The organism is Streptomyces hilarionis (genome assembly GCF_024539675.1).
GTDB classification, from domain to species: domain Bacteria; phylum Actinomycetota; class Actinomycetes; order Streptomycetales; family Streptomycetaceae; genus Streptomyces; species Streptomyces hilarionis.
In genome coordinates this window covers 1-22,282 of the sequence record NZ_JAHHIT010000151.1, presented here as the reverse complement: position 1 = coordinate 22,282, position 22,282 = coordinate 1, and the positions used below count along the sequence as shown (strand labels likewise).

The following is a 22,282-nucleotide window of genomic DNA, read 5'->3' as shown; positions in this document are numbered from 1 at the left end:
CGCCCGCCGCGCAGGCCCCCGCGCCCGACGCGACCGCGCCGACCCGGCCCGTTCCGGCGGCGGCGCCCACCGCCCCCGCGCAGACGGACCCGGCGCCCGCGCCGGCCCTCGGCGACACGATGGCCGCACGGGCCCGTTCCCTGCTCGTCCCCGTCGCGGACGCGGAGCCGCGCCCCGCCGCACCCCCCTCCGTCGCCCCGGTCCTGCCGGGACGGCCCGTCGCGGACCGGCCGCAGGTCCGCGCTCCCGGCCCGGTCCAGGGCGAGCAGTACGGCGTGGCCTGCCCCTGGTGCGCCACGCCCAACAACCCCGACCGGCACTTCTGCGTGCGCTGCGCGATGCCGATGACCCTGGAGGACCGCTCCTCCGTCCACCTGCCGTGGTGGCGCCGCCTGTTCCACCGGGGCGCCGCGACCCCCTGGGCCGGCGACCGCCCCCGGCTGCGCCGGACGTTCGACCGCATCGTCACCTGGGTGCTGGCGGCCGTCGTCCTCACCCTGCTGATCGTCGCCGGGGTGAACACGCCCGACGCGGTCCAGGCCACCCGCGACCACTTCTCCAAGCGCGCCCCGGTCCCCCCGGACTCGGTCGCGGCCTCGCGTTCCTACCCCGGGCACAAGCCGGAGCTGGCCTTCGACAAGATCAACAACACCTGGTGGGGTCCGGGCGTCTCGCAGTCGGGCGAGGGCGAGTGGATCGAGGCCCGCTTCGACGAGCCCACCCGCCTCCTGGACGTGATCATCACCTCGGGCACCTCCGTCCGGCCCGACCAGCTCAGCGAGTCGGCGCTCCCGCACCGCCTCAAGGCGACGATCACCCTGAAGGACGGCACGACGACGACCCGCGAGCTCACCCTCGACCAGAGCGCGGGCGGCCAGCGGCGCTCCTTCCGGGTCGGCGAGGTCACGAAGGTCCGCTTCACGATCGAGTCCTCGTACGCGGTCTCCGGGAGCAAGCAGGTGTCCATAGCCGAGATCGAGTTCTTCGGACGCTCCAACGCGAGCTCGTCCTGACGAGGTGACGGCGGGGGAGGGCGCGCCCTCCCCCGCCGCATCGGCCGACGGGCCATCGGGCCGGGGGGCCGGTGATGCGGCAGAACGAAAGAGTCCCACCCCGTGAACGGGGTGGGACTCTTTCTCTCCGGAGCGCCGGGCAGGCCTTGCACCTGCATCTCCCCGCAGGAAGCGGGGCGTCTTTCCTTGGACCACCAACGCAGAGGTCGTTCACCGTTGTTCTTCCGGTGACCGGCTCAAGATCAAGCTTACCCCATTTCCGGGGTCATGTTGACCACGAACGACCACCGGGTGATCAGGCGACGTTCTCGACCTTCAGCTCCGGCCCGACGACCAGGGTGACGGCCCCCGCGGCGGCCGACCCGTCGGCCGCGGCCCGCACACCGGGCAGGCGGGAGGCGAGCACGGCGGCCTTGCCGTCGAGACCCGCGGGATAGGTCACCGTCGTCCTGGCGACCGTGCCGCCGGGCGCGTTGCCGGTCTCGACGACGGTGTAGCCGGCCTTCCGCAGCCGCTCGGCGACGGCCCCGGCGCGTCCGGAGACGCCCGTGCCGTTGAGGACCCGCACCCTGACGGAGGAGGCGTACACGACGTTCTTCTTCGACGCCTCCAGCTGCGCCTTGGTGACCTCCTTGTCCTTGGCCAGGGAGGTGAACAGGTCGGCCGCCTGCGGGTACTGCCAGACGACGTTGGCCTTGTCGGTGGGCTGGTCGGCCACCCGGCCGTAGTTGGGGACGGTGAGGAAGCCCAGGCGGTCGCTCGGTATCCCCTTGAGCTCGTCGGCCAGCCCGTACAGCGGCTGGATGCCGGCGATGTCGGGGTCGGTCGTCAGGGACTTGGTGATCGACTGAAGGAAGCCGTACATGGCGTCCGGACTGCCGAGCTTGGACTTGGCCTTCTTGGCGAGCGCGTCCATGAACTCCTGCTGGCGGCCGATGCGGCCGATGTCGGAGCCGTCGCCCACGCTGTAGCGGGTGCGGACGTACCCGAGCGCCTTCTCGCCCTTGACGGTCTGGCAGCCCGCCTCCAGGTCCAGGTGGGCCTTCTTGTCGTGGATGGCCTGCTTGGGGCAGACCTCTATGCCCTCCAGCGCGTCGACCATGCCCTTGAACCCGGAGAAGTCGACCGTCATGAAGTGGTCGATGCGCAGACCGGTGTTGGACTCGACGGTCTTGATGGTGCAGGCGGCGGCCTCGGCGACCTTGCCGGTGCTGCCGCCGATCGCGAACGCCTCGTTGATCTTGAAGTGGTGCGGGGAGGACGAACTGCCGTCGCCCTTCTCGCAGCCGGGTATCTCCACCCACGAGTCACGCGGGAAGGACACCACCGAGGCCCACTTACGGTCCGCGGGTATGTGCAGCACCATCAGCGTGTCCGACTGCATGGTGGTCAGGTCCTTGCCGTACTTGGCGTTGGCGCCCTGACGGGTGTCGGAACCGACGATCATGATGTTCTTGGAGCCGGGGCTGAGGTTGACCGGCCGGTCGGCGCCCAGCTTGTCGTCCACGTCGGCGGACTTGATGTTGTTGTTGAGGTCGTAGTAGATCCACGCGCCGGCCCCGCCGGCCCCGAGGAGGACGAGGGCCGTCACGCCCGCGCCCCATGCCACGACCCGTCCGCGCCGGGTGAGCCGCGTCCCGCCGGGTCCGGAGCCGCCCGCCCTGCCGCCGCTCCCACGCCTTCTCGATCCGCCCATCGGCGCTCGCCCCCCTCCGCTTCGACCGTTTCATCCCGTACACCGTGCTCGGGTCGTCGACGTCGGTCGCCGCCGGACGTCGGAACCCTACATCTGAGCAGGAATACGTCCGGGAAACACTGGTGACTCACAAGACCGCCGGACCCCCGCGATCGGTTGCCCTGCGACCCGGCGATGTGACTAACGTCCTGTCACATCGCCGGGGCCGCGGCCGTGATCGCGAGGGCCCGGCGGGATGGGCCGGTTACCGCGCGTCGACCAGGTCGACCGGCGGGACCGTCACGGTACGGGCGCCCGGGGCGCCGCCCAGGACGACCTTGCGCAGGGAGACGTTGTTCTTGGTGCTGGTCTCCTGGAGACGGTGCGCCGGGTTGGCCACGACCTGGATGTAGTAGGTGCCGTTGGGCAGGTCCGTGATGTCGAAGGACTGGCCGGGACGGTACTGGGTGTACGTGTCACCGGAGCCGACGTCGAGGACCTCGCGCACCGAGATGCTGTTCTGCTGGCCGCACGCCGTCGACAGGTCCGTGTTGAACGGGTGCCAGTTGGCGTTCTTCACCGTGTAGTCGATCGCGTCGGTGTTGGCGAGGCAGAACGCCTCCTTGCCGCTCTTGACGATGTCCTTCTGGTCCGCGGACAGCAGGTGGTAGCTCGCGAAGTCCGTGAAGTGCCAGTGCTCGTGGCCGATGCGCGGGTCCCACTCCATGGTGCCGGCGGGCGCGTAGCCGACCTGCTTGCCCTTGGCGTCGTAGAAGTACTGGTAGGAGTCCATCAGTTCGGCGCCGGGCTTGCGGAAGCCGTCGACGACGAGCGGTGCGGGGCCGGCGTTCCAGACGTTGGCGCTGAAGGCGAGGTAGTCCTTGCCGGGCGCGTCGCCGTCCTCGCCGTCGGTGACGGCGATGTCCCAGGCCGGCAGTGAACGCAGGTCCGGCTTCGGCACGTTGGCGGGCGCCCCGGCCCGTCCGGCGGGCCGCTTCGCGGCCGCCTTCAGCGCGGGCGCGACGCGGGAGCCGTCGGTGTGACCGGGTCCGTCGCCCAGGTGATGGGCGAGCCCGCGGGCCTCCAGGGCGTGCGAGAGCGCGGAGGGCGTGGGCTCGTCGGCGCCGCGGGGGCCGTAGTGGTGACCGGCGGCCATGCCCGGCATGCCCTCCATGCCGGCCATGTCGTGTCCGCCGCCGTGGGAGGACGCCGAGGAGCGCAGGCCGACGCCGCCGCCCTCGCCGCCGCCGCTCTGCTGGCGCACCGTCACCTTGACGGTCGCCTGGTCGTTCGGGATGCCGAAGAGGTCCCGGTACTTCTTGGCGACGGACACCTTGGCGGTGTACTCGCCCGGGGCGAGGTCCACCGGGCGGTCGTAGTCGACGGTGCTGGAGTTGGCGGCCCAGCCCTTCTCGACGCCCCAGACGGAGCCGAGCGTGAAGGGGTTGGTGGAGCAGCTCTCCGGATAGTGCGAGGTGGCCGGGGCGTCCGGGCGCAGGCGGCCGGAGGCGTTGTTGGGACAGAAGGTGCCCGTGGTGCGCTGCACCTCGGCCCCGGCGGCGTTCTTGACGGACACCTCCAGGAAGCCGGGCAGTCCGCTGAAGTCCTTGACGGTGCCAGCGGGCAGCGTCTTCGTCGTCGCCTTCGTCCCGTCGCGCAGGATCTGCTGGGCGACGACGGGGTCCTTGTACGACTTGCGGGTCACCTTGAGCTCCAGCGGAGCGTTGTCGACGGTGACGTAGGTGCCGAGGTCGAGGAAGACGCCCCCGGCGTCCTCGTACCGGTCGAGGACGACGGACTTCGACGCGGCGATCAGTCTGAGCTGCGGCTTGCCCGGCGTGCTCGAGGTGGCCGCGCCGGCGCCGGGGGCGGCCCCGGCGACGGCGACGACGGTGAGCGCGGCCCCCGCGGCGAACGCCGCACGCCGAAGGCCCTGGTGGTGGTGGTGTCTGGTCATCGGTTCCTCGTCTGCGAGTGCCATGGTCGGTGGCATCGGACTGGACAGCCCACGTCCCGACCGCGTTGCAGACGCACCCCACGCGCCGAGCCGGGCTGTGAGCATCCTGTGAGAGCCCAAATCACCTGCCAGGGTTGCTTGTTGACGGAAAAACCGTCGGCGGACGCCGGTGTGGCCGGTACCCGGTCCGGGTGGTTCGGCGCCGGTTTCCCGGCGGGGGAGGAGGCGGCGGCCCCATCATGAGCCGGTGTTCCGCCTCCCTCGCGCCCGGCGGCTCCCGCTGCCGGCGCTGTTCACCGCTCTCGCGCTGCTCGTCGGACCGGCCTGCGTCCCGCTCGGACCGGGCGCCGGGGCGCCGCCGGGGGCGTTCGGGGCGTACGTCGGGTACGACGGCGCCGGCGTGCGGCGGATCGCCGGGCTCGACGCCTGGCTGGGACCGGCCACGCCCCGGGTGGGGCACGCCTACCTGCCGGGGGACCTGTGGAGCAACATCGAGGGGGCGCCCGGCTATCTGGAGAACTGGGCGCGGTGGCGGCGGGAGCGCGCCGACCGGATGTTCGTCCTGAACGTGCCGATGCTGGAGCGGACCGAGGACCACGTGCCGGACGCCGTCGTGCGCGAGGAGTTGCGCAGGGGGGCGCGCGGCGACTACGACGGGCACTTCCGGGCGCTGGCCCGCCGGCTCGTCGGGCTCGGGATGCCGGACGCCGTGCTGGTGCTGGGATGGGAGATGAACGGGGTCACCTACACCCATCGCTGCGGACCCGATCCGCGGGCCTGGAAGGGCTACTGGGTCCGGATCGTCGACGCCATGCGCTCCGTGGCCGGCCCGGGGGCGTTCCGGTTCGAGTTCACGCCGAGCCGCGGACGGGACGCCGTGCCGTGGACCGCCTGCTATCCCGGCGACCGGCACGTCGACGTCGTCGGCATGGACGCCTACGACCAGCCGCACGGCATGTCCTTCGAGGAGCAGGTCGCCGAGCCGTACGGTCTCGCCGCGCAGGTGCGGTTCGCGCGGGCCCACGGCAAGCCGGTGTCCTATCCGGAGTGGGGGCTGTACCGCAACGGCGACGACCCGGACTACGTGCGCGGGATGCTGGACTGGTTCGCCGAGCACCGGCCGCTGTACCAGACCATCAGCGACTACTGCCCGCACGGTGTGTGGCGCTGCCCGGGCAATCCGCGGTCCTCGGCCGTCTACCGGGCTCTGATCGCTGGTCCGTACGGCTGAACCCGCCCGGCCGTGCGGCAGGGCGCGCGGACCGCGCTCCACGCCGGTCCGATGATCGCACGATGGGACGAGAACACCACGCGCGTCATCCGCGGACGCGGGCGCGCCTGCGCGCCGCGGCCGGGTCCGCCCTGCTCGCCCTCCTCCTGCTCGCCCTCGCCGCGGCGCCCGCGAGCGCCGGGGGACGGGGGCACGGCGGGAGCGGCAGGGGCGGCGGATGGCCGGGCGAAGCGGCCCGCGCCGTCCGCGCGCACGAGCACGCCCGCGAGCGGGTCGAGCGGCTCCGCGAGGCCGACGCCCCGCCCACCCGGATCGAGGGCGCCGAACGCCGCCGCAAGGCGCTGCGCTCCGCGCTGTGGGACCGGCTGCGGGCGGGGGCGAGGGATGCGGCCGACCCGGTCGCCGTCGACCCGTCGGGACGGCAGGGCCACTGCCCGTTCGGCGAGCGCAGCCGCCCGCCCGAGCTGCGCGCCGGCCCCTGGACGGCCCCGGCCCGCCGCTACTGGCTGTCCGCCGGCTACGCCGCGAGGGGCTCCCGCTGGGCCCACCGCCACACCGGCCAGGACTTCGCCGTGGAATCCGGCACCCCCGTGTACGCCGTCGGCGCCGGCGTCGTAAGGATCACGACCTGTGGCGACGGCTTCGGCAACCAGGTCCTGGTCCGCCACGCGGACGGCTACTTCACCCAGTACGCCCACCTGTCCCGCATCGACGTGCGCAGGGGCCAGCGCGTGACCGCCGGTCAGCGCATCGGCCTGTCCGGCGCGACCGGCAACGTCACCGGCCCGCATCTGCACTTCGAGGTGCGGATCACCCCGTACGCCGGTTCCGCGGTGCCGCCCCTGCCCTGGCTGCGCCGCAAGGAGGTGCAGGTGTCCAGGACGCCGGTGACGTCCTGAACGCCCGAGCGCGCGCCGGGGCGGACGCCCGACTAGTCCCGCCCCGGTGACGCGGTGGGGTCGTAGGCCGCCAGCGCCCAGATCACGAAGACGTCCAGGGCGATCTGGATGACCGCCCAGAACGGCGCGTACGGCAGGAACAGGAATTGCAGGACCAGGCTCAGGGAGGCCAGCGCGATACCGCTGACGCGGGCCCAGACGGCGCCCGTGAGCAGGCCCCAGCCGGTCGCCGCGGCCACCACGCCCACGGCCAGCAGGAGCCAGCCCCAGCCGGTGAGGTTCATTTCGTAGACGTAGTGTCCGATCCGCGTGTACACGTCGTCCCGGGCGATCGCCGCGATGCCCTGGAAGGCGGCGAGGACACCGCTCACGAACATGATCACGCCCGCGAAGACGACCCCTCCGGCGGCCAGTCCCGAACCGGCCGGCGCGCCCGGGGCCGGGCCGGGGGGCGCGCCGGTGCCCTGGTGCGAGGGGTCCCAGACCGGTGACCCGTGCGACGGCTGTGCGTGCGGCTGGTCGCTCATGGCGTACCCCGTCTCGGCGTCGATGTCGGTCGCGTGCACCGACCCTCCGTCCTGGCGGACGGCGTCACCAGGGGGACGCGCCGTTCGGGTGACCCGGCATGCGGACCCGCGGGAGGGCCTCTTCACTGGAGGAAGACCCGCGGGACCCTTCACGAGGAGACGAGATGCCACGCACCAAGGGCGTGCTGCTCACGGCGGCGGCGCTGTGCTGCGCCGCCGGGCTCACCGGCTGCTCGGGCGACGACAGCCCTTCCTCGGTGGCCAGCAAGGCCGCGTCCGCGGCGCAGTCGGTCGGCTCGCAGGCCTCCGCGGCCGCGTCCTCGCTCGCCTCGCTCGCCTCGCAGGCGTCGGAGGCGTACGCGTCGGCGACGGCGGAGGTGAACCGCCGCTTCGACGAGATCAAGGGCGGGGTCGACGCCAAGGACGACGTGAAGCTCGGCACGCCCGGCTCCGACGGCGACCGCAGCACAGTCCAGGTCACGGTGACCAACAGCGCGGGATCCACCAAGTCGTTCGCCGTCCAGGTCGACTTCGAGGACTCCGGCGGCAACCGGCTGGACACGGTCCTCGTGACCGTCTCCGACGTCCCGGCCGGCAAGACCGGCACGGCCACCGCCCGCAGCAACCGCGAGCTGTCCGGCGAGGTGCGGACGGAGGCGGTCCGCGCGGTGCGCTACTGACGCCACCGTGCGCCGGGTCAGGCCATCCAGAAGAACACGGCCGTCATCCGCTTCTCCTCCAGCGTCGTGCCGCAGTAACCGGTCGCGCTGTGCACGAGGTTGGCGTGGTAGAGGAGCAGCCGGTTGGCCTTGTGGGGCACCCGCACGTCCTCCTCGAAGGCGTCCGGCGCGACGAACCGGGTGCCGAGGGCCTCGACGAGGTTGGTGTGCGGCGCCTGCACGACGTTGCCGCCGAGCCGGCCGCCGGGCAGCGCCTGCCGGTAGAAGCTGGTCCCGCAGTCCTTGGGGACGGCGGGGTTGAGGTAGAGCACGGCCGCGTACCGGCACAGCGCACGTGAGTCGGAGTGCGGGCGCGGCGCGCTCTCCCCCTCGCCCACGACCTGGACGCAGTTGTGGTTGAGGGTGCCGCCGCCGGGCGCCTGCTGCACCCACAGCCGGCCCGCTCCCGTCGCCTTCCTCACCAGCCCTTCGACGCGCCCGAGTTCGGCGGGTTCCAGCCCGGGCATGGCGCGCAGTCCGGGCCAGCTCTCCGAGGTGTAGGGGTGGCCCTTGACCCAGTCGTCCTTGGCGAGACACCGCTCCCGGATCGCCGCGACGTCCGCCTCGGGGAAGACGTCGTCGAGGACCCAGTAGTCACGGCCCTTGGTGGGCTTGCGGTAGGGCAGGACCGGGAGCGTGGCGGCAGCCCTCACGGGCTGGTGGGGCCGCTGCGGCATGGACATGCGGCGAATCTAGGCCGGGCGCCCGTCACGACTCGCCCTCCCGTTCGTCCGCACTCCGCCGGGAGATGGTCAACGTTTCACCGAGCCGGTCAACGGCTCGCCAACCGGGCCGGCCCCGGCGTCATCCGTTCGGATCGGCGAAGAGGTCGTCGGCCGTGGCCGCATGGACGGCGCGCTGCGACCAGGTGGTGAGCTGATCGAGGTCGGAGCAGGACATGACACGCTCGCGGACGGTCTCCGGCACGGAGATGCCACGCCATTCCAGGATGCGAAGGGTCATGTCGGCCCGGTCCGCGACCCGCCCCTCCTCACGCCCCTCCTCACGGCCTTCCTCACGGCCTTGCTCACGGCCTTGCTCACGCACCTCTTCAGCGAGAGGGTGTCGCCAGAAGTACTGCATCGCGGTCATGAGGTCCCTCCACATCCGTTGCGCCTGAGGGTCTGTCAGGCACGAGTCGACGAACTGCACGAGTGCCGCGGCACTGAACTACGCCGCGTTCAGTTCGCACCACACCAGCTTGCCGCGGTGGCCCATCCGGGACAGCGGCTGCCAGTGCCAGAGGTCGGAGCAGGCCCGGACCAGGGCCATGCCCCTGCCGCCCTCGGCCTCCGCCTCGGCGAGGTCCTCCAGACGGCCGGGCGGCTCGGGCGGCTCGGGGTCCGCGTCCCAGGCCCCGACCTGGAGGACGCCGTCCCGGAAGCGCAGGCGCAGACAGGCGGGGCCCTTGGTGTGCAGGACGGCGTTGGAGACCAGCTCCGAGGCGAGCAGCTCCGCGGTGTCCACGAGGTGGATGAGCCCGTGCAGGGTCAGGACCAGCCGCAAGGTGCGGCGGCAGACGGTGACCGCTCTGGGGTCGGCGGGGATGTATAGGGAGTACTCCCAGGAGTCGGCGGTGCGATCGTTTTCGGGCATGGGTCGGCTCCAGGCGGGTGAGGGGCGTGGATGCGCGTGCGGTGGCGTCGCCGCCGACGTCCCGGCAGGACGGAGCGGTGCACTTCCGCAGCGTGTTCGGTGCGTCACCGACGGTAGATCTAAATGTAGAGACACGGCAAGCCGATCGCGTAATCTGACGTCGAACGAGTCGTACGCGCAGGCACGTTGAACCTAGGAGCGACTGGGCCTTGAGGCAGGAACCAACGGCACGTCAGAGGCGCGTGGCCACCGAACTGCGTCGGCTTCGCGAGGCGGCGGACCTCAATGCGCGCCAGGCGGCGGCCCTGCTGGGTGTGAGCCCCACCCAGATCACTCACATCGAGTCCGGACTTGCCGGGGTGAGCGAGCAACGACTGCGTCGCCTCGCGTCCCACTACTCCTGCACGGACGGCGAGTTCGTCGACGCGCTCGTCGCGATGGCGACCGAGCGGACGCGCGGTTGGTGGGAGGAGTACCGCGGACTGCTGCCGACGTCGTTTCTGGACCTGTCCGAGCTGGATCACCACGCCGGATTCCGGGACGAGGTGGCCGTCCTCTACGTGCCTGGCCTGCTCCAGACGGAGGCCTACGCACATGCCGTCTTCTCGTCCCGCGTACCCGAACTGACTCCGAAAGAGCTTGAGTTGCGCGTCCGCCACCGACTGGCGCGACAGGAGATCTCCATCCCCTACAAGGCGGTCGTCCACGAGTCGGCGCTGCGCATCAGGGTCAGCGATCGCGCCGCCTCGCGTGATCAGCTCTCACGCCTCGTCGAGGCTTCCGAGGCGGACCACATCACCCTGCGCGTCATTCCGTTCGACCTCGACGGCTTCCCCCGGGCCGGTGCTTCCATGACGTATGTCGGCGGCGCCGTCCCCAAACTGGACACAGTGATCCGCGACGCCCCCCATGGCACGCTCTTCATCGACTCGGAACCTCAACTCGGAGCGTTCAGGGCCCTCTTCCATAAAGTGGAGGCGGCGTCACTCGAACCGGACAGGTCGCGTGACCTCATCCACAGGCTCGCCAAGGAACTGTGAGGCCACCATGACCCCGGACAACTGGCAGAAGTCGACCTACTCCGGCGGCGGCGACGGCAACGACTGCATAGAGCTCGCCTCCACCCCCGCCGCGCTCCACCTGCGCGAGTCGGACGCCCCGGCCGCCGTCCTCGACTCCGCCCCCGCGGCCGTCGCGCACTTCCTTCACGCCATACGCACGAGAACTCCCGGAATTGTGGCCTCCGTCACAGCACGCGCGGGCCGGGACTGCTGAAGTGACCGGATGATCGGTCTCGTGATCCGCGTCCTCCCGTTCTGGGTGCGCGAACCCCTGCTCGTCGCCGTCGGCGTCCCCTTCAGCGGCCTCCTCTTCTACGCGGGCATCCGTGATCACGAGTGGATCGGGGTGGCCCTGGGCGCCGCCGTCGCCGTGTTCACGGCCATTCGCGTGCACACCATCAACCAGGCCCTCAAGGTCCGCCGTCAGGTGAAGGCCATCGAGGAGATGACGAACGCCCCCGGCGTGAAGCGCATCGAGGGAATCTAGGCGGGACCGGCCCTCAGGCCCCGCCCCTCACCTCGTCGCCCACCGCCACCCGGCCCGCCCGGCGCACCTCGAAGTAGGCGCCGAAGGCGAGGCCGCCGCCCGCGACCCGGCGGTAGTCGGCGAGGGTGCGCAGGGGTTCCGGACCGGAGCGCAGGCCGGTGCGCTGGTCGACCATCGTGACGGCGCAGCGGATCGTGGCCTCGGTGAAGGCCAGTTCCGCGCCGCCGACCACGACACGGGCGACGCCGTCCTCGGTGTGCGGGACGTCCCAGCCGTCCACCACGAGGTTCGGGCGGAAGCGGTCCATGGGCACGGGCGCGGCGTCCCGTGCGGCGATCCGCCGGTTCAGGGCGTCCAGGCTTGAGCGTGAGACGACGTGCAGGCGGCCGGCGTTGCCCGTGGGGCAGCGGACCAGGGTGCTCACCGCGCCCAGGACGTCGGTGAGCCAGGCGTGCACCTCCTTGCCGTCCGCCGGGACCGGCTCACGGCCCGGGGCCCGCAGGGTCAGTTCGCCGCCGGTCAGCTCCGGCGTGATCAGGGCGAGCGCCGGATCCCCGCCCTGCCAGCGCAGGTCGCCCTTCTCGTCGGCGATCGCGTAGGCGCGGTCGTGCGGCAGGCCCGCGGCGGTCAGCGTCGCCGTCGGCAGCGCCGTCCCCGCACAGCCCTTCACCGGGTAGTACGTGATCCCGCTCAGTGTGCCGGTCGTCATCGCGGCCCCCTCGTCCTCGTCGGCTCCCCCGTCGGCCCGCCGGCGCCCGGCCGGCGGCGCTGCGACCCTCCCTCAAGTTTTCACGGATACCGGTGAGTCGGATCCGCTTCGCGTCCGTACTCCCGTGTGTCCGCCCCCACCGGGCAGCACAACGACACATCGGCGGAATCCCCGACCGGGCAGGAGGCACGGTGCCACTTTCGCGAAACATGATGGGAACCCTGTTCGTCGGCGGTGCGCTGACGCTGACGCTCAGCGCGCTCGCCTACCCGTCGATGCTCGGACTGGACACCGTCTCCACCTCGACCGACCGGGTGATCGCCAACACCCAGTGGGGCCCGCTGACCGAGGGCGACCGGGACTTCGTGGTGAAGGTGCGGGCCGCCGGACTGTGGGAGTACCCGCTGGGCCAGATCGGCCTCCAGAAGGGGACGAGCCCCGCGGTGAAGACCGCCAGCAACCACCTGATCGACGGTCACGGGGCGCTGGACACCAGCTGCCGCAAGATCGCGCCGATGCTGAACATCACGCTGCCCAACGTGGCCAGCCCCCAGCAGGAGGGCTTCGTGACCCAGCTGAAGGCGGAGAGCGGCAAGCAGTTCGACACCGACTTCGCCAACATCCTGCGCATGACGCACGGCTCGATCTTCAACACGATCGCCAAGATCCGGTCGACCACCAAGAACACGCTGGTCCGTGCGCTCGCCGACCAGGCCAACGACACGGTGCTGGACCACATCACGGTGATGGAGAAGACCGGTCTGGTCGACTTCGACACCACGCTGTTCAACCAGACCACGCCGCCGAAGCTGCCCAAGTCGGACCTGACGCCCCCGGTCCCGCCCGCCGGCCAGCCCATGATCGTCCTCACCCCGCCGCCGACCGCCACCTCCACCCCGCTGGACCTCAGCGCGGTCGTGGGCGGCAACGGCGCCCAGTAGCGGCGACGGAGGCGAGGACGGGACGGCGGCTACGCCAGCCACACCGTCGTGTCCGGCGGCAGCACGCCGTCGTCGTCGAGGGGGGCGCTGCTCAGCAGCACCTCCCCGGGCGGCGAGGGCGTCGGCGCGCCGGACAGGTTGGTCACGCACCGCCAGCCGTCGTGGCGGGCGAAGGACAGCACGCCCGGCGCGGACGAGGGGTCCCAGACGAGTTCCTCGCCCTCCAGCAGCTTGCGCCGCAGGCGCAGGGCCGTGCGGTAGAGCTCCAGCGTGGAGCCGGCCACCCCGTCCTGCGCCGCGACGGCGTACCGCGCGAAGCCCGGCGGCTGCGGCAGCCACGCCCTGGACGCCCCGAAGCCGTACGACGGGCCCGTCGCCGTCCACGGCAACGGCACCCGGCAGCCGTCGCGGCCCTTGCGGACCCGGCCGGTCTGCTCCCACACCGGGTCCTGGAGCGCCTCCACGGGCAGATCGGCCACCTCCGGCAGACCCAGCTCCTCGCCCTGGTACAGGTACGACGATCCGGGCAGCGCCAGCATCAGCAGCGTCGCGGCGCGGGCCCGGCGCAGACCGGCCCGCTCGTCGACGCGCGGGGCGCGGCCGCCGGACAGCAGCCAGGCGTCGAGGTCCGTGCCCGGCGGGAGCATGAGGCGCGAGGCGTGGCGCACGACGTCGTGGTTGGACAGCACCCAGGTGGCCGAGGCGCCGACGGCCCGCGCTCCGGCCAGCGAGTCGGTGATGACCGCCCGGATCTCCTCCGCGTCCCAACCGGCTTGCAGATATTCGAAGTTGAAGGCCTGGTCGAGTTCGTCCGGGCGGGCGTACAGAGCCCGTCGCGCGCCCGGCACCCAGGCCTCGGCGACCGCCGTGCGGGGCGGGGAGTACGAGTCGAGGAGGCGGCGCCAGTCGCGGTAGATCTCGTGGACCTCGTCGCGGTCGTAGAAGGGGTGGGAGCCCGGGGGCAGCAGGTGGAGGGCCTCCTCGCCGACCAGTTCCGGCGTCCCCAGGTCGCGCAGGGGCTCGGCGAGGTCCTTGGCGAGGGCGTGGGCCACGTCGACGCGGAAGCCGTCGACGCCCCGGTCCGACCAGAAGCGCAAGGTGGTGCGGAAGTCCTCGCGCACCTCCGGGTGATCCCAGTCGAGGTCCGGCTGCTCGCGGGCGAACAGGTGGAGGTACCACTGCCCGTCGGGCACGCGCTGCCAGGCGCTGCCGCCGAAGACCGACTGCCAGTCGGTGGGCGGCAGCGCGCCGCCCGGGCCGCGCCCGTCGCGGAAGACGTAACGCTCCCGGGCCGCGGAGCCGGGTCCCGCGGCCAGCGCCTCCTGGAACCAGGCGTGCCGGTGGGAGGTGTGGTTGGGGACCACGTCGACGATGACCTTCAGGCCGAGGCGGTGGGCGCCGGCGACCATCGCGTCGAAGTCGGCCAGGTCGCCGAGCCGGGGATCGACGTCCCGGTGGTCGGCGACGTCGTAGCCGCCGTCGGCGAGTTCGGAGGGGTAGAAGGGGGAGAGCCAGAGGGCGTCCACGCCGAGGGCGGCCAGATGGGGCAGCCGGTCGGCGACCCCGCGCAGGTCGCCGAGCCCGTCGCCGTCGGCGTCCGCGAAGCTGCGTGGATAGACCTGGTAGACGACGGCCTGGCGCCACCAGTCGGAGCGGTGGGAGGAGAAGTCGGTCACGAACGGAAGTCTGTCCCGGTTGCCGGGAAAGTGAACGTCCGGCCGTTCGGAGCCGATCGTTCCGCACGTGAGGAAGATGTGGCGAAGTCTTGAACTCCCCCGGGTTTGAAGCAGGTTGACAGCGGTCCGCCGTCCACACGACGATGGCCTCACACTGTGACGCCCGGGACCGAAGGGCCCAGTGCCTCTCCTGAGACTTCGACTGATCTGACCCATCAGTCTCACCCCTGGCACTCGCCAAGAATGGGATGCGCATGTCCATAGCGAGCCGAGTCACCGTACGCCGACTGCTGGGGACGGGCGCCGCTTCGCTCACCCTGTGCGCGGCCTCCGCGGCCGCCGCCTCGGGCGCCTTCGCCGGCACCGGGGCGCCCGGCGGCGACGGCTGGAAGTCCGGCGGCCAGTACCAGCCGGGCACCGGCGCGGGGACCGAGACGGGGACGGACCGCTGCGAGTTCTCGCTCGACGGCACGCGCTTCCAGGCCTCCGTCCGGGTCGACGACCAGAACCTGCGTCCCACCCAGGACGGCAAGGTCCACATCAAGGTCCGCGCCGCCGGCGACGCCTCGACGTGCACCGCGTCCCTCGCCTCCTACCTCGCCCACGGCTCCAGCTTCCGCACCTCGGGCGAGCAGGTCTTCGTCGACTTCGACAGCGTGACGGTCAAGGCGGGCCAGACCGACAGCCTCGACATCGCGGTGCCCGACGCGGGCTGCTTCGCGCAGATCGACCTCTACCGGGGCGCGGTCAAGTTCGACGGCAAGCCCGACGCGAAGGACGGCTTCGTCCACGGCGACCTGCCCAAGGGGCCGGACCGCCCGGTCATCAAGGACAAGCTGATCGCGGCCTGGAACGGCGGCACGAAGGACTGCACCGTCACCGAGCAGCCGCCGGCGAGCCCGCCCGCGCCGTCGGGCAGCGCGTCCGGCTCCCCCTCGGCCTCGCCGTCGACCCCGGCGAGCACGCCGTCGACGCCGTCGGAGACCGACACGGGCACGCCGTCGCCGTCCGCCTCCGACAGCGAGTCCCCGAGCCCGGTGCCCTCGGCCTCCGAGTCGACCCCGGTCGCCGCCCCCACCCCGGACGGCGGCGGCGGTGGCCTCGCCGAGACGGGCGCCAGCAGCAAGACGCCCCTGGTCGCGGGCGGCGCCGCGGCACTGCTCGCGGGCGGCGCGGCGATCGTCGTCGCCACCCGACGCCGCAAGGGCGCCCGCGCCTGACGTCCTCACGGACGCCGATGCCGGTGGGGGGCGGGCGTCAGACGCCCTCCACCGTCGTCAGCCACAGCTTCACGTAGCGCTCGACGTCCACGTCCAACGCCACGTCCACCAGGGCCTGTTCACGCGCCCCTTCGTGGATCTCGGACTCGCCGGGGCGCGGTCGGCGGTCGACGACCGTCTGACCGCGGGCCGGACCGGGAGCGAGCGCGACCTCCACCGGGAGGAGCTCGGTGGTCAGGCCCGCCGGGTCGGCCACCGCGCACACCGCCCCCGCGTCGCCGAGACCGCCGGTCGGGGTCGGATCGCCCGAGGTCGCGGGATCGCGGTGGGCGAGCAGTTCGCCGGCCAGCCGCAGTCGCGGCTCCGGGCTCGCCCGCAGCCGCGCCACGTCCGCCGCCGGGACCAGCACCCGCTGGAACACGTCCAGCCCGTACATCGTGATCGGCACGCCCGCGGTCAGCAGGACCGCGGCCGCCTCCGGGTCGTGCCACACGTTGAACTCCGCGACCGGCGTGGCGTTCCCCGTCGCCACCGCGCCGCCCATGAACACGATCCGCTCGATGTTGGCGGTCACCTCCGGGTGGGTGCGCAGCAGCAGCGCGATGTTCGTCAGCGGGGCGGTGGGGATCAGCGTGACCGGGCGCGGGGAGGCGAGGATCTCGCGGCGCAGCAGCGTCACCGCGTCCACGTCGACCGGACGGCGGGCCGGCGCCGGCAGGCCCAGGTCGCCCATGCCGTCGGCGCCGTGCACATGCCGGGCCACGCGCAGCGGCTCGATCAGCGGACGTGCCGCGCCGCGCGCGACCGGGACGTCCCCGGCGCCCGCCTGCTCCAGGACCGTCAGCGTGTTGCGGACCACCCCGTCCACGTCCGTGTTGCCCGCCACGCAGGTCACCGCCCGCACGTCCAGGCCGGGGTGGCGCACGGCGAACAGCAGGGCCAGGGCGTCGTCGACGCCCGTGTCGCAGTCGATGATCACGGGAATGGGCTGCTCGCTCACCTGAGGACTCCTTCCGCACCACGGTCGTCCCCGACCCTATGCGGGCACGTCCGCATCCCACAGCCCGACGCCGCGCGCCGCCGCCCGCTCCCCGATCCGGCGGACCAGCTCCCCGGCGGGCAGCGCCCCGGGGCGGCGGCCGTCGCGCAGCCGGACCTCCGCCCGTCCCTGCGCCGCCTCCCGCTCGCCGACGACCGCCTGGTACGGCGCGAGGCGGGCGGCCCGCACCCTGGCCCCCAGACTGCCCCGTTCGGGGCCCGCGAGCTCCGCACGCAGCCCGGCCGCCACCGCCCGCCGCACCAGCTCCGCCGCCTGCTCCTCCTGCGCGGCCGACACCGGCAGCACCACCAGCTGGACGGGGGCCAGCCACACCGGGAACGCCCCGCCGTGCTCCTCCAGGAGATGGGCCACCGCCCGCTCCACACTGCCGATGACACTGCGGTGCACCATCACCGGACGGTGTCTCGCCCCGTCGGCGCCGACGTAGTGCAGGCCGAAGCGCTCGGGCTGGTGGAAGTCGATCTGCACGGTGGACAGGGTGGCCTCGCGGCCGGCGCGGTCGGTGATCTGCACGTCGATCTTCGGCCCGTAGAACGCGGCCTCGCCCTCCGCCTCCTCGTACACGGTCCCCGAGGCGTCCAGGACCTCCCGGAGCAGGGCGGTCGCCCGCCGCCACAGTCCCGGGTCGGCCACGTACCCGCCGCCCTCGCCGGGCAGGGAGAGGCGGTACCGGGAGGCGCGGATCCCGAGGTCCGCATAGGCGCGGCGGATCAGGCCGAGGGCGGCGCGGGCCTCGTCGGCGGCCTGCTCCGGGGTGCAGAAGACGTGCGCGTCGTTCAGCTGGATGGCCCGCACCCGGGTCAGACCGCCGAGCACCCCGGACGGCTCCGAGCGGTACATGCCGCCCAGCTCGGCGATCCGCAGCGGCAGTTCGCGGTAACTGTGCGCGCGGGAACGGTAGATCAGGGCGTGGTGGGGGCACAGGCTCGGCCGCAGCACGATCTGTTCGGCCCCCAGCTCCATCGGCGGGAACATGTCCTCGCCGAAGTGGTCGAAGTGGCCCGAGATCTCGTACAGCTCGCGCTTGCCGAGGACCGGCGAGTACACGTGCCGGTAGCCGGCGGCCCGCTCGGCCTGCCGTACGTACTCCTCCAGGGCGTGGCGCACGACCGCGCCGTCGGGCAGCCAGTACGGCAGGCCGGCGCCCATCAGCGGGTCGGTGCCGAACAGGCCGAGCTCACGGCCGAGGCGGCGGTGGTCGCGGTCACGGTCACCGGCGTGACCGCGGTCGTGGTCGCGGTCGTGGTCGCGGTCGTGGTCGTAGTCGTGGTCGTTCACGGGGGTCTCCTCGCTCGGAGGGGGCGAGGGACCGGGGCACGGCGAAGCCCCGGGGCGCTCGCCCCGGGGCTTCGGTCATCCAGTCGTGGATCAGCGCGCCGGGACGGTGTCCGGCGTCGTCGTGAGGAACGGCTGGGCGCGCTGCATGCCGGCGACCGTAGCAACGGCGACGCCCGGCGCACCAGCCGATTTCCCCCACCGCCCACCTGCCCGCCCCGGCGCGCCCGGCCCGCGCCGCCCACCCGCCCGCACCAACGCGGCTAACCCGTACGGACCGTCGCGCTGGTCGGCGGGCCGCGCCGGTGGTGCCGTGGGATGACGCAGCCCGCGCGCACTCCTGGAGGCACCCCCCGATGACCCGTCGCACCGTCCTGGCCTCCACCGCCGTCGCCCTCGCGCTCACCGCCGTCACCGGGTGCGCCACCCTGGGCCTGGAGCACCCGCCGACGGCGGCGCCGGCGCTGCCGACGGTCGAGCGGACCTCGGCCCGGCCCACCGCTCCGGCCGTCTCCTCCGCCCTCACCGACGCCCAGGCGCAGGCCGCCCTGATCACCGAGACCGACCTCGGCCCGCCCTGGACCCGGACCCGGGGCGCGGCCACCTGGCGGGACGGGATGCTCAAGGCGACCACGTCGGCCCCCGAGTGCCAGCGGCTCCTCGACGACCTCTACGCCGACGAACTGCTCGGCGGCCCCGCCCGCGCGGTCACCGCCCTGGACGACCCGGACACCGGCGCCCAGCTGCGCTACCAGCTCACCGGCCACCGCCCGGCGGACGTCGACCGCAGGCTGGCCTGGCTGAGGACGATGCCGGGCAAGTGCGCCCGCTTCGCCGCCAAGGCGACCGGCGACACGGTGCTCGACGTGCAGGTCACGGAGCTGCCCCTGCCGGAGGTGGGGGACGTCCGCCAGGGGCTGCGGGTGAAGGCCACGGTCTGGGCGACCACGAGCGGCGACCCGACCGTCCTCACCCTGGACGTGGCCGCCGTGCGGGCCGGCCAGGACGCCTTCGCCCTCGTCGACGGCGGCCTCGACGACGCCCCCAACGCGGCGACGCAGGCGGCGGTCCAACTCGGCGTGCGCCGACTGGCGGACGTCAGGAAGCAGCCCCGGGCCCAGGTGTGAGCCGTCCCGGCCGTGGCGGCCGGGGCCGGTTCAGCGGTCGAGGCGGGTGCGCAGGGCGATGACCTCGTGGGCCAGTTCGAGGACCGGGCAGTCCCGGGCGAAGGCCTGCCCGCGCAGCAGGGCGAGCGCCTCGTCCGCCGGGACGCCCGACTGCACCATGACCATGCCGACCGCCTGGTACACCTCGTCGTGGTCGGCGGCCGGCGGACCGAGCCACCGGCCCGCGTCGTCCCGCTCGCTCCGCAGCAGCGTCACCAGCGCCGAGGTCACCACGTCGGCGACCGTGCGGGCCGTGCGCAGCTCGTCGGCGGTCAGCTCGCCGGGGACCTCCCGGTAGAGGTCGAGCGTGCCCACGCACACCGCGCCGTCGCCCAGCGGCAGCGCGTACACCGAGCGCACCCCGGCGGCCGCCGCCTGCTGGGCGAAGACCGGCCAGCGGCACGCGTCCCGGCTGGAGGACAGGTCCCCGGCGGACACCGGAGCGCCGGTGGCGGCGGCCTCCAGACCCGGCCCGTCCCCCAGGGTGACCTCCAGCTCCATGACGTCGGCGGCCCGCTGTCCGCTCGCCCCCAGCGGCACGGGGATCCCCTCGCCGCGCAGGGCCACGCCGACGCCGTCCACCGGGAGCAGCTTCACCACCGCGTCGCACAGCCGCTGCGGCACCTCGCGCGGGCCGGCGCCGCGCATCTCCCGGGCGACCGCCTCGGCGACCCGGCTCCGCTCCTGGCCGCCCATGGTCCTCACCTCCTGACAGGGCGCGCCCTGTCTCCGACGACCGGCCGGGTACCCCACCCCCGCCCCCGGGAACCGGCGACGCGCACACGGAGGCACGGGGGAGGGCCGGGGACCGCTACAGCGGCGGCTGGGCCGGGGCCGGGCCGAGGGTGGTGGAGCCCGGCGCCGTGCGGTGCCCCAGGCCCGTGCGGTACGCGTCCAGGGCCGCCTCGACCCGACCGGTGCGCCGCAGCAGGTCGCCCAGCATGCGGCACAGGTCGGCGAGGTCGCCCGCCGCCCCGGCCCGCTCCAGCAGACTGAGCGCCCGCACGTAGTGCTCCTCGGCCGCCTCGGTGTCCCGGGCGTCCTCGGCGATGATGCCGAGCAGCCGGTGGGCGCCGGCCGAGTGCACGGCTCCCCGCTCGGAGGACAGATCGCCCAGGACCCCGTGCAGCAGTGCGGCGGCCTCCTGCGACTTGCCCCTGCGGTGCAGCACGTCGGCCAGCTCGACGGCGACCTGACTGCTGTAGAGGGTGGCGCGCTGCGCGCAGAGCATGGTCTGCGCCTGCTTCAACTCCGCTTCGGCGCACTCCAGTTCGCCGTTCTGCGCGTAGACGTAGCCCCGCATCCAGTGGCAGTTGGCGAGCTCGGTGCGCAACTGCAACTGACGGTAGAGCTCGGCGGCCTTGGCCAGCGAGGCGTCGGCCTCGGCGAGGCGGCCCTCGGCGAGGAGCGTGCGGGCCACGGACCGGTGCATCCGCGCCACGAGCGCCGGGTCGGCGACCCGGGGCGCGAGGGCGAGCGCGAACTCGGCCGCCTGGGCGGCGCGCGCCGCCGCGCCCATGTCCATGTAGGGGCCGATGACGGAGGCGTACAGGAGCAGCAGCGCGTCGGGGTCGTGCAGCCCGCCCCGGTTGAGCTCGTCGAGGGTGGACTCCAGCAGGTAGACGGCGTACCGGAGTTCGCCCGCCAGGTAGTGGGCGACGGCCCGGCCCCGCAGGGCGGGGACGCGCGCCGGCAGCGGGGCGTCGGAGAGCCGCCGTTCGGCCCGCTCGAAACAGCGCCGGGCCGCGTCCAGGTCTCCCGTGTCGATGCCGCACTCCCCGAGACCGAGCAGCGCGGTGGCCTCCTCCGCGGCCAGTCCGTGCTCCTCGGCCTCCGCGAGGAGCGCGGTGTACTGGCGCTCCGCCTCCTCGGCCTCGCCCGTGGCCAGCGCCCGCTGGGCCTCGGTGAGGCGCAGCCGCAGGTCGGTGACGAGCCGGGCGGGCCGGCCGGTGGCCAGTTCCTCGAAGTCGACGCCGAGCCGCCCGGCGATGTGCCGGAGCGCCTCGTCGGAGGGCCGCACCCGGCCGGACTCCAGGGTGGAGACGTAGGCGGGGGTGTAGGTCGGCTCGGCCAGCTGCCGCTGGGTGAGCCCCCGTTCGACGCGCAGTCGCTGCACCCGGCGTCCGACGACCTCCGGTTCGTCCCGATCTGCCACGCCGGTCCCCCAACTCGCCCTGTGCCTCTTGCCGTTGGACTAGCTCAGCCCCTAGGTTAAACAGCGAGTTAAGCACGCTTAACAGCTGGCTGACGTGAGTATCGCAGTCGTCGACGTTGCGAGGTAGCCGTGTCCGGACGCATCTCCGCACGCCCTTCCGCGCCCTGCGTCAGGGCCGTCGCCGCGGCGCTGCTGACCGTGACGGCGCTGATCACCGCGGCCAACGCGGGCCCGGCGACGGCCACCGGCAGCGCTCCGTCCGCCCCCGACGCCCGGCAGGGCGCGGCGCAACGCCGCTGACGCGACGCCGCCGGCCCCCGGGGCGCGGCGCCGGGCCGGCCGGCCCGCCGGATCACCCCTGGGTCTGAAGCTGCCTCAGCTGTTCCTGGACGTGGTCCAGCGCGCCCTCGTGCCGGCCGGGCACCCGCCCGCGCAACCGGGCGAGCGCGGGCCCCAGCTCACGGGCGCGGGCGGCGCTGCCGATCCGCCCCCACTGGTGGTGCGCCCGGTCCGCAGCCGCCTCGACGGCGGGCGCGTCCGCCGGCTGACCGGCGTCCAGCCGTGCCAGGGCGACGGCCATCCAGATGCGGCAGCTGCCCTCGGCGTCCCCGGCGAACATCGCCAGGTCCGCCCGCACCTCGGCCCAGTGGAACGCCTCCTCGGAGCCGGCCCCGTGCGCCGCCACGGCGGCCTGCTCCCACCGCGCCGCGAGCGCGTCGGCCTCCGCGTGCCGGCCCGACCGGACGGCGGCGGAGATGTCGGCGTGCGGATCGCCGCCGCCCGTCGCCTCCGTCGCCCCGCCCGTCGTCCGGGGCCGGACGCCCCCGAGCCCGGCCAGGGCCGGAACGGACCCGGCCTCGGCGAGTCCGGCCCGGTCGGGGAGAGCCGGCACGGGCAGGGCGGGCGGAGAGGGGG

22 protein-coding genes and 2 pseudogenes are annotated in these 22,282 nt (G+C 73.5%); 11 read left to right on the top strand and 13 right to left on the bottom strand.

What is annotated here, in order from left to right; all coding sequences use genetic code 11:
- Nucleotides 1-1,013 (top strand): NADase-type glycan-binding domain-containing protein (locus tag KMS84_RS30270; RefSeq protein ID WP_256919665.1); only part of this gene is annotated, 1,013 nt, incomplete at its 5' end.
- A gap of 295 nt (nt 1,014-1,308) precedes the next feature.
- Here KMS84_RS30270 and KMS84_RS30265 read toward each other — a convergent pair.
- Together KMS84_RS30265 and KMS84_RS30260 are read right to left on the bottom strand one after the other, a co-directional pair.
- Nucleotides 1,309-2,709 carry an LCP family protein gene (locus tag KMS84_RS30265; protein ID WP_285894142.1) on the bottom strand — a complete coding sequence of 467 codons (1,401 nt, stop codon included), beginning with the start codon at nt 2,707-2,709 and terminating at the stop codon, nt 1,309-1,311.
- A gap of 244 nt (nt 2,710-2,953) precedes the next feature.
- Nucleotides 2,954-4,669: a lysyl oxidase family protein gene (locus tag KMS84_RS30260; protein WP_256919663.1), complete on the bottom strand. Its 1,716-nt coding sequence runs from the start codon at nt 4,667-4,669 to the stop codon at nt 2,954-2,956.
- A 223-nt stretch (nt 4,670-4,892) separates the two neighbouring features.
- Here KMS84_RS30260 and KMS84_RS30255 point away from each other — a divergent pair, with 223 nt between their 5' ends.
- Both KMS84_RS30255 and KMS84_RS30250 read left to right on the top strand, forming a co-directional pair.
- Complete coding sequence (locus KMS84_RS30255; protein ID WP_438818999.1) at nt 4,893-5,876, top strand: glycoside hydrolase family 26 protein; 984 nt, start codon at nt 4,893-4,895, stop codon at nt 5,874-5,876.
- 62 nt (nt 5,877-5,938) lie between these two features.
- Nucleotides 5,939-6,775 carry a M23 family metallopeptidase gene (locus KMS84_RS30250; protein WP_256919662.1) on the top strand — a complete coding sequence of 279 codons (837 nt, stop codon included), beginning with the start codon at nt 5,939-5,941 and terminating at the stop codon, nt 6,773-6,775.
- Nucleotides 6,776-6,807: 32 nt separating this feature from the next.
- Here the strand turns inward: KMS84_RS30250 and KMS84_RS30245 are convergent, their stop codons facing one another.
- Complete coding sequence (locus tag KMS84_RS30245; RefSeq protein WP_256919667.1) at nt 6,808-7,302, bottom strand: DUF7144 family membrane protein; 495 nt, start codon at nt 7,300-7,302, stop codon at nt 6,808-6,810.
- A gap of 164 nt (nt 7,303-7,466) precedes the next feature.
- Here KMS84_RS30245 and KMS84_RS30240 point away from each other — a divergent pair, with 164 nt between their 5' ends.
- Nucleotides 7,467-7,982 carry an FxLYD domain-containing protein gene (locus KMS84_RS30240; protein ID WP_256919661.1) on the top strand — a complete coding sequence of 172 codons (516 nt, stop codon included), beginning with the start codon at nt 7,467-7,469 and terminating at the stop codon, nt 7,980-7,982.
- A 17-nt stretch (nt 7,983-7,999) separates the two neighbouring features.
- On the opposite strand, the gene KMS84_RS30235 is transcribed toward KMS84_RS30240, so the two are convergent.
- The 3 genes and pseudogenes from KMS84_RS30235 to KMS84_RS30225 form a co-directional block, all read right to left on the bottom strand.
- Nucleotides 8,000-8,704, bottom strand: a complete 705-nt coding sequence (locus KMS84_RS30235; RefSeq protein WP_256919660.1) for a DUF6445 family protein — start codon at nt 8,702-8,704, stop codon at nt 8,000-8,002.
- Between the two features lie 121 nt (nt 8,705-8,825).
- Nucleotides 8,826-9,188 (bottom strand): annotated as a pseudogene (locus KMS84_RS30230) (hypothetical protein); the annotation flags it as partial.
- A 3-nt stretch (nt 9,189-9,191) separates the two neighbouring features.
- On the bottom strand, nt 9,192-9,617 hold the full coding sequence (locus KMS84_RS30225; RefSeq protein WP_256919659.1) for an ATP-binding protein: 426 nt from the start codon (nt 9,615-9,617) through the stop codon (nt 9,192-9,194).
- Nucleotides 9,618-9,859: 242 nt separating this feature from the next.
- On the opposite strand from KMS84_RS30225, the gene KMS84_RS30220 reads away from it, so the two are divergent.
- From KMS84_RS30220 to KMS84_RS30210, 3 genes are read left to right on the top strand one after another with little or no spacing between them, the layout of a single operon-like run.
- Nucleotides 9,860-10,657 (top strand): helix-turn-helix domain-containing protein, encoded by a 798-nt coding sequence (locus KMS84_RS30220; RefSeq protein ID WP_308287993.1) that lies wholly within the window; start codon nt 9,860-9,862, stop codon nt 10,655-10,657.
- Between the two features lie 7 nt (nt 10,658-10,664).
- Nucleotides 10,665-10,892: a DUF397 domain-containing protein gene (locus tag KMS84_RS30215; RefSeq protein ID WP_256919657.1), complete on the top strand. Its 228-nt coding sequence runs from the start codon at nt 10,665-10,667 to the stop codon at nt 10,890-10,892.
- A 21-nt stretch (nt 10,893-10,913) separates the two neighbouring features.
- Entirely contained in the window at nt 10,914-11,165 is a 252-nt protein-coding gene (locus KMS84_RS30210) for a hypothetical protein (RefSeq protein WP_256919656.1), read from the top strand.
- A 13-nt stretch (nt 11,166-11,178) separates the two neighbouring features.
- Here the strand turns inward: KMS84_RS30210 and KMS84_RS30205 are convergent, their stop codons facing one another.
- Nucleotides 11,179-11,874, bottom strand: coding sequence for an MOSC domain-containing protein (locus KMS84_RS30205; protein WP_256919655.1), 696 nt, complete (start codon nt 11,872-11,874; stop codon nt 11,179-11,181).
- Between the two features lie 212 nt (nt 11,875-12,086).
- Between KMS84_RS30205 and KMS84_RS30200 the strand changes: the two genes are divergently transcribed.
- Nucleotides 12,087-12,815 carry a DUF4142 domain-containing protein gene (locus KMS84_RS30200; RefSeq protein ID WP_256919666.1) on the top strand — a complete coding sequence of 243 codons (729 nt, stop codon included), beginning with the start codon at nt 12,087-12,089 and terminating at the stop codon, nt 12,813-12,815.
- Nucleotides 12,816-12,844: 29 nt separating this feature from the next.
- Here the strand turns inward: KMS84_RS30200 and KMS84_RS30195 are convergent, their stop codons facing one another.
- Nucleotides 12,845-14,491: a glycoside hydrolase family 13 protein gene (locus KMS84_RS30195; RefSeq protein ID WP_256919654.1), complete on the bottom strand. Its 1,647-nt coding sequence runs from the start codon at nt 14,489-14,491 to the stop codon at nt 12,845-12,847.
- A 254-nt stretch (nt 14,492-14,745) separates the two neighbouring features.
- Here KMS84_RS30195 and KMS84_RS30190 point away from each other — a divergent pair, with 254 nt between their 5' ends.
- Nucleotides 14,746-15,711 (top strand): LAETG motif-containing sortase-dependent surface protein, encoded by a 966-nt coding sequence (locus KMS84_RS30190; RefSeq protein ID WP_256919653.1) that lies wholly within the window; start codon nt 14,746-14,748, stop codon nt 15,709-15,711.
- 37 nt (nt 15,712-15,748) lie between these two features.
- Here KMS84_RS30190 and KMS84_RS30185 read toward each other — a convergent pair whose 3' ends face one another.
- The gene (locus KMS84_RS30185) at nt 15,749-16,711 is read right to left on the bottom strand and encodes a nucleoside hydrolase (protein ID WP_256919652.1); all 963 of its coding nucleotides are present in this window, start codon (nt 16,709-16,711) and stop codon (nt 15,749-15,751) included.
- 36 nt (nt 16,712-16,747) lie between these two features.
- Entirely contained in the window at nt 16,748-18,049 is a 1,302-nt protein-coding gene (gene thrS / locus KMS84_RS30180) for a threonine--tRNA ligase (protein WP_256919651.1), read from the bottom strand.
- Between the two features lie 353 nt (nt 18,050-18,402).
- Here thrS and KMS84_RS30175 point away from each other — a divergent pair, with 353 nt between their 5' ends.
- Nucleotides 18,403-19,173 (top strand): hypothetical protein, encoded by a 771-nt coding sequence (locus KMS84_RS30175; RefSeq protein ID WP_256919650.1) that lies wholly within the window; start codon nt 18,403-18,405, stop codon nt 19,171-19,173.
- A gap of 30 nt (nt 19,174-19,203) precedes the next feature.
- On the opposite strand, the gene KMS84_RS30170 is transcribed toward KMS84_RS30175, so the two are convergent.
- Together KMS84_RS30170 and KMS84_RS30165 are read right to left on the bottom strand one after the other, a co-directional pair.
- Nucleotides 19,204-19,908, bottom strand: coding sequence for a GAF and ANTAR domain-containing protein (locus tag KMS84_RS30170; protein WP_256919649.1), 705 nt, complete (start codon nt 19,906-19,908; stop codon nt 19,204-19,206).
- Nucleotides 19,909-20,023: 115 nt separating this feature from the next.
- Nucleotides 20,024-21,367, bottom strand: a complete 1,344-nt coding sequence (locus KMS84_RS30165) for a tetratricopeptide repeat protein (protein ID WP_256919648.1) — start codon at nt 21,365-21,367, stop codon at nt 20,024-20,026.
- 129 nt (nt 21,368-21,496) lie between these two features.
- On the opposite strand from KMS84_RS30165, the gene KMS84_RS30160 reads away from it, so the two are divergent.
- Nucleotides 21,497-21,667: a hypothetical protein gene (locus KMS84_RS30160; protein WP_256919647.1), complete on the top strand. Its 171-nt coding sequence runs from the start codon at nt 21,497-21,499 to the stop codon at nt 21,665-21,667.
- Nucleotides 21,668-21,719: 52 nt separating this feature from the next.
- Here KMS84_RS30160 and KMS84_RS30155 read toward each other — a convergent pair.
- Nucleotides 21,720-22,282 (bottom strand): annotated as a pseudogene (locus KMS84_RS30155) (hypothetical protein); the annotation flags it as partial.

Bases quoted from the DNA above. Each gene is read 5' to 3' on its own strand.
- KMS84_RS30190 (WP_256919653.1), top strand. From the start codon at position 14,746: ATGTCCATAGCGAGCCGAGTCACCGTACGCCGACTGCTGGGGACGGGC.
- KMS84_RS30205 (WP_256919655.1), bottom strand. From the start codon at position 11,874: ATGACGACCGGCACACTGAGCGGGATCACGTACTACCCGGTGAAGGGC.
- KMS84_RS30200 (WP_256919666.1), top strand. From the start codon at position 12,087: ATGGGAACCCTGTTCGTCGGCGGTGCGCTGACGCTGACGCTCAGCGCG.
- KMS84_RS30245 (WP_256919667.1), bottom strand. From the start codon at position 7,302: ATGAGCGACCAGCCGCACGCACAGCCGTCGCACGGGTCACCGGTCTGG.
- KMS84_RS30260 (WP_256919663.1), bottom strand. From the start codon at position 4,669: ATGGCACTCGCAGACGAGGAACCGATGACCAGACACCACCACCACCAG.
- KMS84_RS30235 (WP_256919660.1), bottom strand. From the start codon at position 8,704: ATGTCCATGCCGCAGCGGCCCCACCAGCCCGTGAGGGCTGCCGCCACG.
- KMS84_RS30240 (WP_256919661.1), top strand. From the start codon at position 7,467: ATGCCACGCACCAAGGGCGTGCTGCTCACGGCGGCGGCGCTGTGCTGC.
- KMS84_RS30175 (WP_256919650.1), top strand. From the start codon at position 18,403: ATGACCCGTCGCACCGTCCTGGCCTCCACCGCCGTCGCCCTCGCGCTC.
- KMS84_RS30265 (WP_285894142.1), bottom strand. From the start codon at position 2,709: ATGGGCGGATCGAGAAGGCGTGGGAGCGGCGGCAGGGCGGGCGGCTCC.
- KMS84_RS30250 (WP_256919662.1), top strand. From the start codon at position 5,939: ATGGGACGAGAACACCACGCGCGTCATCCGCGGACGCGGGCGCGCCTG.
- KMS84_RS30225 (WP_256919659.1), bottom strand. From the start codon at position 9,617: ATGCCCGAAAACGATCGCACCGCCGACTCCTGGGAGTACTCCCTATAC.
- KMS84_RS30170 (WP_256919649.1), bottom strand. From the start codon at position 19,908: ATGGGCGGCCAGGAGCGGAGCCGGGTCGCCGAGGCGGTCGCCCGGGAG.
- KMS84_RS30215 (WP_256919657.1), top strand. From the start codon at position 10,665: ATGACCCCGGACAACTGGCAGAAGTCGACCTACTCCGGCGGCGGCGAC.